We start from the raw sequence: 13854 nt of genomic DNA, 5'->3' as shown, positions 1-13854 counted from the left end.
GGTGTCGGTGCTGACCTTGCTGGGGGCTGCCGCCCCCAGGCCCCCGCTTCGGCCCTTAAGGGGCCTCGTCCTCACGCGCCGGACGGGCTAGTAGCGCGGGTGCACCAGGGTGGACGCACTTACCCCCGCCACCCGCGTCCCCTGTACCGCCCGGGCGTCCGCCGTCAGGGTGGACTGGGTCAGCGTGTGGAGGGGGTGTTCGGTGTGGTCCAGGCGGAGGGGTGGGGCGGAGGCGGGGGTGGCTGTCGCCAGGACGAAGCCCCAGTCCCCGGCGGTGTGGTCGGGGCCCGTGGTGAAGGCGGGGTCGCGGCCGGTCACGCGGTAGGGGGCGGTGTGCAGGCCCGCCGCGCGCATCGTCGCCTCGGCCGTCCAGAACACGCGGGGACGGGTCGTGACCGGGCCCGCGTGCACGACGAGCCGGCCGCCGGGGGCGAGGGCGCGGCGGGCGAGGCCGTAGAACTCCTGGGAGTAGAGCTTGGTGCTCGCCGTGATGCCGGGGTCGGGCAGATCCGCGACGACCACGTCGTACGTCGCCGGGGGCGCTCCGCGCAGCCACTGGAAGGCGTCCGCGGTCGAGACGTGGACGCGCGGGTCGCCGTAGGCGTGATCGTTGAGGTGGGAGAGGGCCGGGTCGGTGCGGGCGAGGCGGACGAGGCCTGGGTCGAGGTCGACGATGTCGACGCGGCGCACGCCGGGGTGGGTGAGGGCCTCGCGGGCGGCCAGGCCGTCGCCGCCGCCGAGGATCAGCACGCGCGCGTGCGGGCCATTCATCGCGGGGTGGACGAGCGCCTCGTGGTAGCGCCGCTCGTCGTAGCCGCCGACGCGGAGGCGGCCGTCGAGGTAGAGGTCGAGGGGGTGCCCGGCGGTGCCGCCGGTGAGGACGATCCGCTGGACGCCGGTCTGCACCGCCACGCGCACGTCGTCGCCGTACACCGCCTGCCGGGCCGCCCGTTCGAAGTCGTCGACGAGGACGGCGGCGGAGGCGAGGACGCCGAGGACGGTGATGTTGGCGACGAGCAGCAGGCAGCGGGCGCGGCAGCTGAGGTCGCGCCGGAACAGGCCCAGGACCAGGGCGGCGCCGGCCATCACGTTGACCCCGCCGGTCAGCAGCGAGCTCGTCAACTGGCCCAGGAAGGGCAGGAGAAGGAACGGGAAGGCCAGGCCGCCCACCAGCGCGCCGACGTAGTCCGCGGCGAAGAGGTCGGCGACCGCGCCGCCCGCGTCCTGGCGGCGGACGCGCTGGATGAGCTCCATGAGGAGGGGGACCTCGGCGCCGATGAGCAGGCCGATGGCGAGGGAGAAGGCGACCAGCATGATCCGGGAGCCCTCGGCCCACAGGCCGCCCCAGCCGCCCGTCCACGCGAACACCGCGTACAGCGCCATGGCGCTGGAGCCGCCGACCAGGGCGAGGGTCGCCTCCAGCGCGCCGAAGCCGGCCGCGGCGAACCGGCGCAGCCGCTTGGCGGCGAGCGAGCCGAGGCCCATCGCGAAGACCATGACGGACAGCACTACAGAGGCCTGGGTGACGGAGTCGCCCATCAAGTAGGAGGCGATGGCGACGAGTTCGAGTTCGTAGACGAGTCCGCAGGCCGCGCAGACGAAGACGCACGCGAGGACCAGCAGCCGCCCGGTGTCCGGCCGGACGGGGAGCCTCGCGGGCCCGCGCCAGGACGGCGGGGCACCGGGGGCACCGGGGGCACCGGGTGGGGCCGACACGTGCGGTTCGATCACGACTGCGACGTTACGTGACTGCACGGACACCCTTCGTCACCCACACGTGTGGAACCCGGGGCGCTGGAGGCATCGTGCGTTTAAGGCGGCCAAGTCGGTGCCGCCTTGTTCACGTCGCTCCGGCCTCGTTCCACTCGTTCCAGTCGATTCGGCCTCGTCCCCGGCCGTCGGGCGAGCTGCCCTCACCCACCGGGCGGGCTGTCGTGGGCCGCCGGGACCCGGATGCCGACCCTCGTCCGCGTCGCCACCAACTGCCCGTCCTGCGGGTAGGCGTGCCAGGTGCGCCAGTGCACCTGGCCCTCGTGGCGGTGGGCGAGCAGGGCCGTGAAGGCGTGCGGGCTGCCGGGGAAGACGCCGGCGAGGCCGTGCGGGTGTTCGGAGACGAGGGCCAGGAGTTCCTGGGCACGGCCCGCGAACTGGCCGGGCGAGAGCACCTCGACGCGCGCCGCGAATTCGTACTCCCAGTCGCCGAGCCGCTTGGCGACGCCGAGCGGGAGGGGGGTGCTGCTGCCGGGGATGCAGGCCACCGTCTCCGAACAACAGCCCTCGTCCTCGTCGAGCAGCACCTGGTGCGAGGCGCCGAGCAGTCTCAACTGGAGCTTGGCACCGGCCAGTTCGAGGTCGAGGGTGGCGAGGGCGGGCAGCGGCTCGCGCCCCAGTGCCCAGGCGAGATCGGCCGCGCGCGTGTCGGTGTAGGAGGTGTTCAGGGTCGTGAGCATGGGTCGGCTCCGCGGAGACGCAAAGAGAAGAGGGTTGGTACGGCGGGTACGGCGCACCCCGGTCGAAGCCGGGAGAACGGCCCCGGTCAGCCCGGTAGGCCCGGTCTGGGAAGGTCGTCGTCCGCTCGGGACCGTCCGAAGGGTCCGAGGGGCCGCGCTGGTGGTTTAGAGGGAATCATGAACTGCGGTTGCGCCACAGCGTTTTTACCCAACTTCGTGGGGTTTCCATCCCTCGGGGGGGTCCACAGCGCAATTGTTCAACTATGGCGTACCCCAAGCGGCCCGGGCATGCATCCGCACGCCCCACATGAAAGGCGCGACCGGGGGTATTCGCTGCGGCCGCCGTCCAGTCGAATGGTGCGACCACCGTCGAGTCGAGTGGGTGCGGTCGTCGTCGAAAGGTGCGGTCACTGTCGAGTCGTGCGACCGCCGTCGAGTCGTGCGGTCGTCGTCCAATGGTGCGACCGCGGAGCCCGTGGTCGGTCGGGCCCCGCGGTCCGGATGCGGCTCCCCCCGGGAGCTCAGCTGCCCCGTGTCAGCTGCCTCCACCGCATCCGCCGCCTCCTCCGCCGCCGCAGGACGACCCGCCGCCCCCGCAGGACGATCCACCGCCGCAGGAGTGACCGCCGTGACCGCCTCCGCCTCCGTGGTGTCCGCCGCCGGAGCCGCTGTCTCCCCCGGTGGCCCACCAGCTGCCGCCGGCCGCGGCACTTCCGCCGCTGTCGGCGCTGCTGCCGCGTCCGCGCGAGCGGCCTCCGCGGTACGAGTGGGCGGTGCTGTTCCTGCGGACGTTGGCCAGCATGGCCGCTACGAACACGATGGCGATGACCGCCAGGCTGATGCCGAAGAACATGACGTCAACCTCCTTTCCTGTCCCCCGAAGCGGCCCCCCGTGGGCGCTTCGCGTGGTGCGTGAGCGTTGCGTGAACGGGGGATGCCCGCCCGTCTCGGCCGCCAAAGCAGAGTTGAGGAACTCCAGAGCTTCGGCGCAGGATGGCGGGCATGACCTCCACCGAGCGCCCCTTCCTCAACCGCCGCCTCGCCGAGTTCGGGACGACGATCTTCGCCGAGATGTCCGCCCTGGCGATCGCGACCGGCGCGATCAACCTGGGCCAGGGTTTCCCGGACACCGACGGCCCCGAGGAGGTCCGTGAGGCGGCCGTGCGGGCGCTGCGGGACGGGCGCGGCAACCAGTACCCGCCGGGCCCGGGCGTCCCCGAGCTGCGCACGGCGATCGCCGGCCACCAGCTCCGCCGCTACGGCCTCTCCCACGACCCCGACACCGAGGTCCTGGTCACCGCGGGCGCCACGGAGGCCATCGCCGCCACCCTGCTGGCCCTCCTGGAGCCCGGCGACGAGGTCGTGGCCCTGGAGCCGTACTACGACTCCTACGCCGCCTGCATCGCCATGGCGGGCGCCACGCGGGTACCGGTCACGCTGCGCCCGGACCCCGAGCGCGCCCGCTTCCGCCTCGACCTCGACGAGCTCCGGGACGCGGTGACGGACCGCACCCGTCTCCTCCTGATCAACACCCCGCACAACCCGACCGGCACCGTCCTCACCCGCGAGGAGCTGACGGCGATCGCCGAGCTGGCGGTGGAGCGGGACCTGCTGGTCGTGACGGACGAGGTGTACGAGCACCTGGTCTTCGACGGGGCCGAGCACGTGCCGCTGGCCACCCTGCCGGGGATGCGGGAGCGCACGGTCACCATCGGGTCGGCCGGCAAGACGTTCTCGTTCACCGGCTGGAAGGTCGGCTGGGTCACGGCGGCGCCCGGCCTGGTCACGGCGGTGCGCGCGGCGAAGCAGTTCCTGACGTACGTGGCTTCGGGCCCGTTCCAGTACGCCGTCGCGGAGGCACTGACACTCCCGGACACGTACTTCGAGGCGTTCCGCGAGGACATGCGGGTCAAGCGGGACCTCTTGTCGGCGGGGCTCACGGAGGCGGGCTTCAAGGTGTTCCGACCCTCGGGCACGTACTTCATCACCACCGACATCCGCCCCCTCGGCGAGACGGACGGCTTCGCCTTCTGCCGCGCCCTGCCGGAACGCGCCGGCGTGGTCGCGATCCCGAACGCGGTCTTCTACGACCACCGGGAGGAGGGCGCGCCCTTCGTCCGGTTCGCGTTCTGCAAGCGAACCGATGTTCTGGACGAGGCTGTAGCCCGCCTCAAGCGGCTCGCTGCCTGAGAGCGCGCCGGACGACCACTGCGGACGAACGACCCGGCATCCGTTCGCTCAGGAAAGCCGGCCGTTCACCAAAGGACTGACTACTCGGTGTCTTTGGGATGCCTGGTCGATGCGTAGACGAGGATGACAGTCGAGGTCTCCGGGCTGACCAGGTATCGCACCCTGCCACCACTCGTGATTTCGTACTCCCACTGTTCAAGGGCGGAGCCCTTCCATTCCCTGGTGGCGTGCCTGCCGCGAAGCTGGTGCTGACGGTTCCAGCTGGCACGCGACAGCGGGTCCGTGCGAAGGGCCTCCAGGCAGCGATGCGCGTTCGGCAACGCCACCCGACACAGCTCCTCCCAACCGGTCGCGGCCTCCGTCGTCCCGTGGATAACGTTCCAGCCGCTCAGCGGGGGGACGCTGACCCGGTCGCCTTTCTTCGGGCTCACCCGTGCACCTCGACCGGGCCGAGGTCGACGTCACCAAGCGGACGGAGTGCTTCCCTGAGCTGGTCAGGGTCGGCGTTGATGCGGGCGGTTGCCCGCCACGAGACGATCGCTCGGTGCACTGCCTCCCTGGCGCCCAGCTCAGCGGCGTCGGACAGCGCATCCAGGAGCTCGACCGCGAATTCCCGGACTTCCTCGTCGTCCAGGTGGCGTACCCACGGGAACACCTCAGGCAGCGCGAGCAGAAGCGACCTGGCACCACCGTCCTGCTTCATCAGGGCAAGGAACAGTCGGGACGCGGTGGTCAGGTTCTCCTCGCTGCGCTCTGCGTGTATGGCCGTGGTCAGCACCATGTCGGGCGCGTCTCGGTGCGTGACACGCAGGCATCCCAGGGCGGCGGCCCTCGCGGCGACCGCCTTCGGGTTCCGGGACAGATCGGTGAACGAGACGGATTCCGATTCGGATGCCGAGTGCATGATGCTCATACTCAGACCGTACTCTGACTGCACTCTGATTTCCAGGGCGGGTCGGCAGCCGGCCAGGGAAATAGGTGTACGAACGAGGCGTCGGCTGGGTCACGGCGGCGCCCGGCCTGGTCACGGCGGTGCGCGCGGCGAAGCAGTTCCTGACGTACGTGGCTTCGGGCCCGTTCCAGTACGCCGTCGCGGAGGCGCTGGCTCTGCCGGACTCCTACTTCGACAGCCTCCGCGCCGACCTCCACCGCAAGCGCGACCTGGGCCCTGCGCGGAGGCGGCGTGCGGACCGCACCCGGCGCCTCCGCCGAGCCAGGAGGCAGGCCCAGGAGGAGAGACGTGGGTATATCCCGATCTGTCAGATCGCTCGCCGTTGCCGCGAGCGCTGCCGTGCTGTGCGCCGTCGCGCCCACGTCGGCCGCTGTCGCGGATGACACCGGTGCCGTGATCACGTTCGACGGCATTTCCTCGGACGCCGGAGGCGACGGCACGGTCAGCGCCGGGCAGACGATCACCGGCACGACGGATGTCACCTTCACGGTGCACGCGGACCCGGACGACGAGCCGACCGAGGCCGTGGTCAGTATCACCGGCGGCACCGAGTACCAGGGCACCGGCACGGTCAAGCAGACCTTCAGCCTGAACCCGGGAGACTGCCTTCCCTCCTGCACCCTGCACGCGACCCTGGACACCGCCGCCACCCAGCAGTTCGGAGGCGCCACGAACGGGGTGGCCGCGCCGCTGGTGAACGACGGCGCGAACTCCCTCCACATCGAGGTGGACAGCCCCCGCCCGCGAACCGTCACAGCCGACACCGCAGTCACCGTCGCCAACAAGCGGCCGGTCGTCACCCTGCCCGATCTGCCCGGCGCCGACGCCTGGACCACCCACAAGCCCGTGGGCCTGTCCGCGGACGGCGAGTTGTCGCTGCGAGCCGGCGCAACGGGCGACAACGGCGTCTCGCGCGTACGGTACTTCAGCTCCAGCAGAGCCTGGCCCGCCCCTGTCGACCTGACCGCCCCGGCAAGCGGCGCGACGTGGACCACCACACTGGACACGAGTGCGGTCCCGGCCGGCCTGCACGCCGGAGGCATCTACCTCGTGGCCTACGACAAGGACGGCCGCGCGGGTTCCCCGGTCCGGGCCGACACCCTGGTCGACCACGGCTTCACCATCACGCCGAAGCTCGACACCGTCATCCGCCCGGACGAGACGCCGGTGAGCGTGAAGTACGCCTACCCGTCGGCGCTCAACAAGACGTTCCCGTCCAACCTCAACTACGCCTACCCGGTCAGCACCACCGTGTCGCTCGACGGCAAGGCACAGACGACGACGCCGGTCGGCGCCTACACCTACGAGGGAAACACCGAGGGCTTCCTCGCCGACCTCGGCCAGCTCCCGTACGGCGCCCACACGCTGACGTTCGACACGGTCGACAACCGCGGCGCCCACGGCCGGGCGGCCCTGCCGGTCACGGTGGTGTCCGAGGTCACGCCGACCTGGACGGACGGCTTCCAGGACTTTCCCGTAGCGGGCAGCAGCCGGACCTACGCCGCCACGGCATCCGCCGCCGACGGCGTCAGCCGGGCCGAGCGCTGGACCCTCGACGTCGACGGTACGACGTTCGCCACCGGCAGCTATCCCGCGCGGCCCTCCGGCACCTGGAGGACCACGACCCCCGGGGTGCACGACGTCACGCTGACCATCGTCTCCCAGTACGGCGACACCACCGTCAGCACCGTGCCGATCCGCGTCCTGGCCGCCACGACGACCCGGCTGACCGGCCCGGCCACCAGCACCTACGGCAGCAAGGCGACCTTCACGGCCACCGTGGCCCAGACAGGCGCCAAGCCCGCGGCCGGTGCCAAGGTCGGTTTCCAGTACAAGCGGGCGGGAACCACCGCCTGGAAGACCCAGGCGACCGTCACCGCAGACAGCACCGGCACGGCCTCCTACACCACGACCGCCAAGTACAACGGCGCCTGGCGTGCCGTCACCGCGGCGAAGAACCTGACGTGGGCTGCCTCGACCAGCAAGACCCTGACCTCGTACGTCAGGGCCGTACTCACGGTCAGCAAGCCGAGTGCCACCGCGGTCCACGGCAAGCCCGCGTCCTACACGGCGCTCAGCTCCCCCTACATAAAGGGGACCGCACTGCGCTTCCAGGTCCGTCAGAAGGACGGCACGTGGGTCACCCTCACCAGCGCCTCCCTCTCCACCAGCGGCAGCGCCACTGCGAAGATCGCCTTCTCGCGCGCGGGGACGTGGCAGCTACGGGTCTACCGCCCGAGTACCACCGATCTGACGGACACCTACTCCTCGTCCTGGACGGTCAAGGTCAGCTGATCCAAGGGCCGTCGTCTCGCTCGGTGTGCACGATCGCGTCGACGCTCATGGACGGCCCCTTCCCGCCAGAGACGTTCGCGCCGGAGCCCGCCCAGTCTCGGCCGTCATTCCGGTGCTTGCCGCACCACAAAGAGCGACGTACAGTTTCTTGTACGTGAAGGAGGGCTGATTGTGAAGACCATGACGTATTCCGAGTCGCGCGCACGGTATGCCGAGGTGCTCAACTCCGTCACCGATGACCGCGAAGAGGTCGTTATCACCCGGGCCGGACGCGAGCCGGTCGTCATCGTTTCCCTGGAGGACTACGAGTCCCTCAAAGAGACGGCGTACCTGCTGCGAAGCCCGGCGAACGCCCGGCGCCTACTCGCGTCCATCGACGAGCTGGAAAACGGCGGCGGCACCGTGCGCGAGCTGACCACCGACGAATAAGGGCCGCGAGTTGAAGATCACCTTCTCCTCCCGCGCCTGGGAGGACTACCTGTGGTGGCAACTTCAGGACCGGAAGATCCTGAAGCGCATCAACACGCTCATCGCGGACATCGCCCGGAACGGCAACGAGGGGATCGGCAAACCGGAACCGCTCAAGCACGGCTTCCAGGGCTACTGGTCGCGCCGCATCAACGACGAGCACCGACTGATCTACAAGGCCACCGAGGACGGCGTCCTGATCGCGCAGTGCCGCTACCACTACGAGAGCTGACAGGATTCAAGGACCGAGCACGGCCGAAGCCGCTGCGAACGCCCCGCGAACCTCCGGTGCCCGGCATCCCGGCCGCCTTGCCGGTTCTTGCCGCATCGCCCCTGCCACCAGGGGTTTTCCCTTGCCGTTCGGGTGCGGCGTCGGCCGCGGCCTGCGGGTCCGCGTCGACCCTGGCCACGCCGAGCGTGCGTGACAACAGCAGCCGGGACTCCTCGGGGCCAGCACGTCCACCCCGATACGCCGGGCGCCGTCCCGGGCGGCCAGCCCGGCCAGCCGGTCGCGGCTGGTGACCAGCACCACGCAGCCGGGCCCGCCGGGCAGCAGCGGCCGCACCTGCTCCGCGTCCGCGGCGTTGTCCGGCACGACCAGCATCCGCCGCCCGGCGCACAGCGTGAGGTACAGATCGGCCGCGGCCTCCGGTGTCCCGGGAATCCGCTCCGCGGCCACCCCGCCCCAGCAGGCTGCGCTGCAACGTCGACGGGATCTCGACGGGGCCGCCGGCACGGTGCAGCGCCAGCGGGCCGAGGACCGTCACCCGCACTCCTGCCGTCCGCGGCGAGGCCGCCGCGGCTTCGACGGCCGCCAGCAGCCGGGTGCGCGCGGCGTCGGGCAGGTCCAGCGCGACGGCCAGGCGCTGGACCGAGTCGGCGTGCGGCCGACGGATCTGCCCCTGCTCCAGATACCGCAGGGTCCGGACGCTGATCCCCGCCCGCCCGGTGAGCGCCCGCTGGCCGAGCCCGGCCGCGAACCGGTGTCCGCGCAGCAGTTCCGCCAGTGTGCCGACCCCCGAACGCTGACTCATCGTCGCGCGGCCCTCCCTGTGCGTGTCCATTCGGCCGGACCCAAGATAGTGTCATGGGCCGATCAAACGGACGGGGATGGAGATCTTCGTCTCCACCGCCTCCACCCCGGGCGGGCCGAAACGCCGCGGCCCCGTCCACAGGCTGTGGACGGGGCCGCGTGGGCGATGGGGGGAGCGCGGACCTACTCGTCGCCCTCGGGCTTCTCGTCGGCCTTGCCTTCCGCCTTCTCCTCGGGCTTCTGCTCAGTCGTGCCCTCGGCCTTCTCCTCGGCCGTGCCCTCGGGCTTCTCGTCGGCCTTCTCGGCCGTCGGCTCGAGGCCGAGCTGCTCCACGAGCCACTTGTCGAACTCGATCGCCGCGCGCACCCAGCTCACCGTCGAGGAGACGAACAGCTCGATGTTCACGCCGGCGCCGATCAGCAGTTGCGCCTCGCCGATGAGGCGGACGGTGCCGTCGTCGTGGGTGTGGGTGTAGACCTTCGGCCACAGGGTGCGCCGGTTCCAGTCGTCGATCGACTCGAGGATCTGCGCCTTGTCGTCGATGCCGTGGGGCCGGTCGTAGAACGTCCGCACCGAGTAGACCATCTGGTCACCCTCGCCGCGGAACATGAAGTACGTACGGAACTCCTCCCACGGCGCCGCGAGGTCACCCTCGTCGTCGACGACGTACTTCAGCTCCATCTGGTCCAGGAGCTGCTTCACGAGGTCCTGATCCGGGACGACGGGGCCCGCCGCTCCCCCCTGGGGCTGCGGCTCGGGCTGGCCCCCGAAGTTCGGAATCGAGGACGGGTCGATGCTCACCGTGATTTTCCCTTCGTACGGATTCCGCCATCCTCCCCCATGCAGGGAGGGGGGTGGCAAGCCCAGCCGGATCATGTCAGCCCTGAGCTGACATGATCCGGCCTGTTGCACGAAGGAGCGGTGACAGATGGAGGGGAATCACGTGGCGAACGAGCGAAGCGAAGCGGACGCGCGGCCGGAGGCACAGCCGCAGACGCGGGGCGGCACCAGGTGGGGCGTGCTGGCGGCGATCCTGGCGCTGCCGGTGCTGCTGGTGGTGGGCCTGCTGGTGCTGATCGGCGTCTGGGTGCTGACCGAGGACTCCTCCGACCATGGTGCCCGGCAGACGCAGGACACCCGGTACGAGAACGTCGTGAACGAGGTGAGGTGACCGGGGGCGTTACAGCGTCTTGGCTGTCGTCCTGGCTGTCGTCTCGCCTGTCTCCGCCCGGCCGACGATCAGGCCGTCCCCGAACGCGTCCACCCGGACCGTGTCGCCGTCCTTGACCTCGCCCGCGAGGATCTCCTTGGCGAGGCGGTCGCCGATGGCCGTCTGGACCAGGCGGCGCAGCGGGCGGGCGCCGTACGCCGGGTCGTTGCCCTCGTCGGCGAGCCAGGTCAGGGCCGCGTCGGTGACCTCCAGGGTGAGGCGGCGTTCGGCGAGCCGCTTGGCGAGGCGGTCGATCTGGAGGCGGGCGATCCGGCCCAGCTCCTCCTTGTTCAGGGCCGAGAAGACGACCAGGTCGTCGAGCCGGTTGAGGAACTCCGGCTTGAAGGACGCCCGGACCACCTCCAGGACGCGCTGCTTCTTCTCCGCCTCCGTCGGGACGGGGTCCACGAGGTACTGGCTGCCCAGGTTGGACGTCAGGACCAGGATCGTGTTGCGGAAGTCGACCGTGCGGCCCTGGCCGTCGGTGAGCCGGCCGTCGTCCAGCACCTGGAGCAGGACGTCGAAGACCTCCGGGTGCGCCTTCTCCACCTCGTCCAGCAGGACCACGCTGTACGGGCGCCTGCGCACCGCCTCGGTGAGCTGGCCGCCCTCCTCGTAGCCGACGTAGCCGGGCGGCGCGCCGACGAGGCGGGCGACGCTGTGCTTCTCGCCGTACTCCGACATGTCGATGCGGATCATGGCCCGCTCGTCGTCGAAGAGGAAGTCGGCGAGGGCCTTCGCCAGCTCGGTCTTGCCGACGCCCGTCGGGCCGAGGAAGAGGAACGAGCCGGTGGGGCGGTCGGGGTCGGCGATGCCCGCGCGGGAACGGCGTACGGCGTCCGAGACGGCCTGGACGGCCTCCGACTGGCCGATCAGGCGGCGGCCGAGCTCGTCCTCCATGCGCAGCAGCTTGCGTGTCTCGCCCTCCAGGAGGCGGCCGGCCGGGATGCCGGTCCAGGAGGCGACGACGTCGGCGATGTCGTCCGAGCCGACCTCCTCCTTGACCATGGTGTCCTTCGACGCCTCCTCCTCGGCCTCGGAGGCTTCCTCCAGGTCGCGTTCCAGGGTCGGGATCTCGCCGTACAGCAGCTTGCTGGCGGTGTCGAAGTCGCCGTCGCGCTGGGCGCGTTCGGCCTGGCCGCGCAGTTCGTCGAGCTTCTCCTTCAGCTCGCCGACCCGGTTGAGGGACTGCTTCTCCTTCTCCCACCTGGCGTTGAGGCCGCGCAGCTCCTCCTCCTTGTCGGCGAGGTCGCGGCGCAGCTTCTCCAGGCGCTCGCGGGAGGCCGCGTCGGTCTCCTTGCTGAGCGCCAGCTCCTCCATCTTCAGCCGGTCCACGGACCGCTGGAGCTCGTCGATCTCGACCGGCGAGGAGTCGATCTCCATACGGAGGCGGGAGGCGGCCTCGTCGACCAGGTCGATGGCCTTGTCGGGGAGGAAGCGGGAGGTGATGTACCGGTCGGAGAGGGTCGCGGCGGCGACCAGGGCCGCGTCCGCGATCTGCACCTTGTGGTGGGCCTCGTAACGGCCCTTGAGCCCGCGCAGGATCGCGATCGTGTCCTCGACGGACGGCTCGGCCACCAGCACCTGCTGGAAGCGGCGCTCCAGCGCCGGGTCCTTCTCGATCCGCTCCCGGTACTCGTCCAGCGTCGTCGCGCCGACCATGCGCAGCTCACCGCGCGCGAGCATCGGCTTGAGCATGTTGCCGGCGTCCATCGCGGAATCGCCGCCGGCGCCCGCGCCGACGACCGTGTGCAGCTCGTCGATGAAGGTGATGATCTGGCCGTCGGAGCCCTTGATCTCGGCCAGGACGGTCTTCAGCCGCTCCTCGAACTCGCCCCGGTACTTGGCGCCGGCCACCATCGCGCCGAGGTCGAGCGCCACGAGCCGCTTGTTCTTCAGCGACTCCGGGACGTCCCCCTTCACGATCCGCTGCGCCAGCCCCTCGACGACGGCGGTCTTGCCGACGCCGGGCTCGCCGATCAGCACGGGGTTGTTCTTCGTACGGCGCGACAGCACCTGCACGACCCGCCGGATCTCCTGGTCCCGCCCGATGACGGGGTCGAGCTTGCCCTCGCGGGCGGCGGCCGTGAAGTCCGTACCGAACTTCTCCAGGGCCTTGTAGTGGCCCTCGGGGTCGGCGCTGGTCACCCGGCGCCCGCCGCGGGCCTTCTGGAAGGCGTCCTGGAGCTTCTTCGCCGTCGCGCCCTGCTGGGTGAGCACGTCACCCGCCTGGCCGCCCTTGGCGGCGATGCCGAGGAGCAGGTGCTCGGTGGACAGGTACTCGTCGCCGAGATCGCGGGCCCGGCTCTGCGCGTCGGCGATGACGGCGAGCAGCTCGCGGCTGGGCTGCGGGGGCGCGACGGTCGACCCGGTCACGCTGGGCAGCGAGCCGAGCACCTTGTCGGCGCCCGCGCGGACGGCGGCCTGGTCCGCGTCCACAGCGGCCAACAGGTCGGTGATGTTCTCGTTTTCCTGGCCCTGGAGCAGCGCGAGCAGCAGATGGGCAGGGGTGAGGTCGGCGTGCCCTTGGGACACGGCCCTGTTGCTGGCCGCGTTGATCGCGTCCCGGCTCCGGTTGGTCAGCTCGGCGTCCACGTCTGCTGTCTCCTCCTCGCGTCAGCGCTACCCGTTCACTACCCGTTACTGACTCAGTCAGCCTACACAAAGTTGAGTCCATTCCGCTCAAGGTGTGGAAGACCGGTTCGGGACGCAGTAGGTTCCGGAACCATGGCCGCATACCCCCAGGACCCGGGCGCCCCGGACGCGTCGTATCTCTCCTTCTGGCACGAACGGCATCTGTGCACCCTGACCACATCACGCCCGGACGGCAGCCCGCACGTGGTTCCGGTCGGCGTGACGTACGACCCCGGGGCGCGCCTCGCGCGGGTCATCGCCCTCAAGGGCAGCACGAAGGTGGGCAACGTCCTGGCGGCGGGCACCGGCGGCGCCCGGGTCGCGGTGTGCCAGGTGGACGGGGGGCGGTGGGCCACCCTGGAGGGGCGCGCGTACGTCCGCGGCGAGCCGGAGCGGGTGGCGGAGGCCGAGCGCCGGTACGCGGGGCGCTACGGGCGCACGCCGAGCCCGAACCCCGCGCGCGTGGTGATCGAGATCGAGCTGACCCGGGCGATGGGACGCGGCTGACCGAATCCGCCCCCGTCGATTTCCGGCCAACGCTCAAGCGGGCCCATAACCGGAAATGTCCCCGCAAACTGCAGCGGCGTCACCGTGTTCAGGTCACGGTGACGCCGCTGCCGGG

Annotated in this window: 14 protein-coding genes and 2 pseudogenes; 7 read left to right on the top strand and 9 right to left on the bottom strand. The window is 71.0% G+C overall.

The genetic code is table 11. The features are described from left to right. Positions 1-87: 87 nt before the first annotated feature. From OG352_RS23415 to OG352_RS23405, 3 genes are all read right to left on the bottom strand, one after another. Complete coding sequence (locus OG352_RS23415) at positions 88-1731, bottom strand: polyamine aminopropyltransferase (protein WP_329219526.1); 1644 nt, start codon at positions 1729-1731, stop codon at positions 88-90. Positions 1732-1913: 182 nt separating this feature from the next. Continuing rightward, positions 1914-2450 (bottom strand): DUF2617 family protein, encoded by a 537-nt coding sequence (locus OG352_RS23410; protein WP_329219524.1) that lies wholly within the window; start codon positions 2448-2450, stop codon positions 1914-1916. Positions 2451-2985: 535 nt separating this feature from the next. After that, positions 2986-3303: a hypothetical protein gene (locus OG352_RS23405; protein WP_329219522.1), complete on the bottom strand. Its 318-nt coding sequence runs from the start codon at positions 3301-3303 to the stop codon at positions 2986-2988. 140 nt (positions 3304-3443) lie between these two features. Here OG352_RS23405 and OG352_RS23400 point away from each other — a divergent pair, with 140 nt between their 5' ends. After that, complete coding sequence (locus OG352_RS23400; protein ID WP_329219520.1) at positions 3444-4640, top strand: pyridoxal phosphate-dependent aminotransferase; 1197 nt, start codon at positions 3444-3446, stop codon at positions 4638-4640. A gap of 80 nt (positions 4641-4720) precedes the next feature. On the opposite strand, the gene OG352_RS23395 is transcribed toward OG352_RS23400, so the two are convergent. Both OG352_RS23395 and OG352_RS23390 read right to left on the bottom strand, forming a co-directional pair. After that, positions 4721-5071 carry a hypothetical protein gene (locus OG352_RS23395; RefSeq protein WP_329219519.1) on the bottom strand — a complete coding sequence of 117 codons (351 nt, stop codon included), beginning with the start codon at positions 5069-5071 and terminating at the stop codon, positions 4721-4723. After that, positions 5068-5553 carry a prevent-host-death family protein gene (locus OG352_RS23390; protein ID WP_329219517.1) on the bottom strand — a complete coding sequence of 162 codons (486 nt, stop codon included), beginning with the start codon at positions 5551-5553 and terminating at the stop codon, positions 5068-5070. The genes OG352_RS23395 and OG352_RS23390 overlap by 4 nt, the downstream gene beginning before the upstream one ends. 80 nt (positions 5554-5633) lie before the next feature. Here OG352_RS23390 and OG352_RS23385 point away from each other — a divergent pair. The 4 genes and pseudogenes from OG352_RS23385 to OG352_RS23370 form a co-directional block, all read left to right on the top strand. Then, positions 5634-5804 (top strand): annotated as a pseudogene (locus tag OG352_RS23385) (aminotransferase); the annotation flags it as partial. 181 nt (positions 5805-5985) lie between these two features. Beyond that, positions 5986-7887, top strand: a complete 1902-nt coding sequence (locus OG352_RS23380) for a hypothetical protein (RefSeq protein ID WP_329219516.1) — start codon at positions 5986-5988, stop codon at positions 7885-7887. 171 nt (positions 7888-8058) lie between these two features. Beyond that, positions 8059-8316 carry a type II toxin-antitoxin system Phd/YefM family antitoxin gene (locus OG352_RS23375; RefSeq protein ID WP_329219514.1) on the top strand — a complete coding sequence of 86 codons (258 nt, stop codon included), beginning with the start codon at positions 8059-8061 and terminating at the stop codon, positions 8314-8316. Positions 8317-8326: 10 nt separating this feature from the next. Further along, positions 8327-8587 (top strand): Txe/YoeB family addiction module toxin, encoded by a 261-nt coding sequence (locus tag OG352_RS23370; protein ID WP_067029017.1) that lies wholly within the window; start codon positions 8327-8329, stop codon positions 8585-8587. Positions 8588-8593: 6 nt separating this feature from the next. On the opposite strand, the gene OG352_RS40050 is transcribed toward OG352_RS23370, so the two are convergent. The 3 genes and pseudogenes from OG352_RS40050 to OG352_RS23360 form a co-directional block, all read right to left on the bottom strand. Then, positions 8594-9034: a hypothetical protein gene (locus OG352_RS40050; RefSeq protein ID WP_443072532.1), complete on the bottom strand. Its 441-nt coding sequence runs from the start codon at positions 9032-9034 to the stop codon at positions 8594-8596. Positions 9035-9185: 151 nt separating this feature from the next. Continuing rightward, positions 9186-9389 (bottom strand): annotated as a pseudogene (locus tag OG352_RS40045) (helix-turn-helix domain-containing protein); the annotation flags it as partial. 182 nt (positions 9390-9571) lie between these two features. Continuing rightward, positions 9572-10189 carry a YbjN domain-containing protein gene (locus tag OG352_RS23360; protein WP_329219513.1) on the bottom strand — a complete coding sequence of 206 codons (618 nt, stop codon included), beginning with the start codon at positions 10187-10189 and terminating at the stop codon, positions 9572-9574. A 142-nt stretch (positions 10190-10331) separates the two neighbouring features. Between OG352_RS23360 and OG352_RS23355 the strand changes: the two genes are divergently transcribed. Beyond that, the gene (locus OG352_RS23355) at positions 10332-10559 is read left to right on the top strand and encodes a hypothetical protein (protein ID WP_329219512.1); all 228 of its coding nucleotides are present in this window, start codon (positions 10332-10334) and stop codon (positions 10557-10559) included. 9 nt (positions 10560-10568) lie between these two features. On the opposite strand, the gene clpB is transcribed toward OG352_RS23355, so the two are convergent. Then, positions 10569-13193 (bottom strand): ATP-dependent chaperone ClpB, encoded by a 2625-nt coding sequence (gene clpB / locus OG352_RS23350; RefSeq protein WP_329219511.1) that lies wholly within the window; start codon positions 13191-13193, stop codon positions 10569-10571. A 132-nt stretch (positions 13194-13325) separates the two neighbouring features. Here clpB and OG352_RS23345 point away from each other — a divergent pair, with 132 nt between their 5' ends. Then, a complete protein-coding gene (locus tag OG352_RS23345; RefSeq protein WP_329219509.1) occupies positions 13326-13739 on the top strand; it encodes a pyridoxamine 5'-phosphate oxidase family protein in 414 nt (137 codons plus the stop codon). The last annotated feature ends 115 nt before the right edge of the window (positions 13740-13854 follow it).

It is taken from the genome of Streptomyces sp. NBC_01485 (assembly GCF_036227125.1).
In the GTDB taxonomy this organism is placed as follows: Bacteria; Actinomycetota; Actinomycetes; order Streptomycetales; family Streptomycetaceae; genus Streptomyces.
This window is presented reverse-complemented; position numbering and strand designations above follow the sequence as displayed.

Excerpts from the sequence above, each read along its gene's own strand:
- OG352_RS23410 (WP_329219524.1), bottom strand. The coding sequence starts at position 2,450 with ATGCTCACGACCCTGAACACCTCCTACACCGACACGCGCGCGGCCGAT.
- OG352_RS23405 (WP_329219522.1), bottom strand. The coding sequence starts at position 3,303 with ATGTTCTTCGGCATCAGCCTGGCGGTCATCGCCATCGTGTTCGTAGCG.
- OG352_RS23400 (WP_329219520.1), top strand. The coding sequence starts at position 3,444 with ATGGCGGGCATGACCTCCACCGAGCGCCCCTTCCTCAACCGCCGCCTC.
- OG352_RS23390 (WP_329219517.1), bottom strand. The coding sequence starts at position 5,553 with ATGAGCATCATGCACTCGGCATCCGAATCGGAATCCGTCTCGTTCACC.
- OG352_RS23345 (WP_329219509.1), top strand. The coding sequence starts at position 13,326 with ATGGCCGCATACCCCCAGGACCCGGGCGCCCCGGACGCGTCGTATCTC.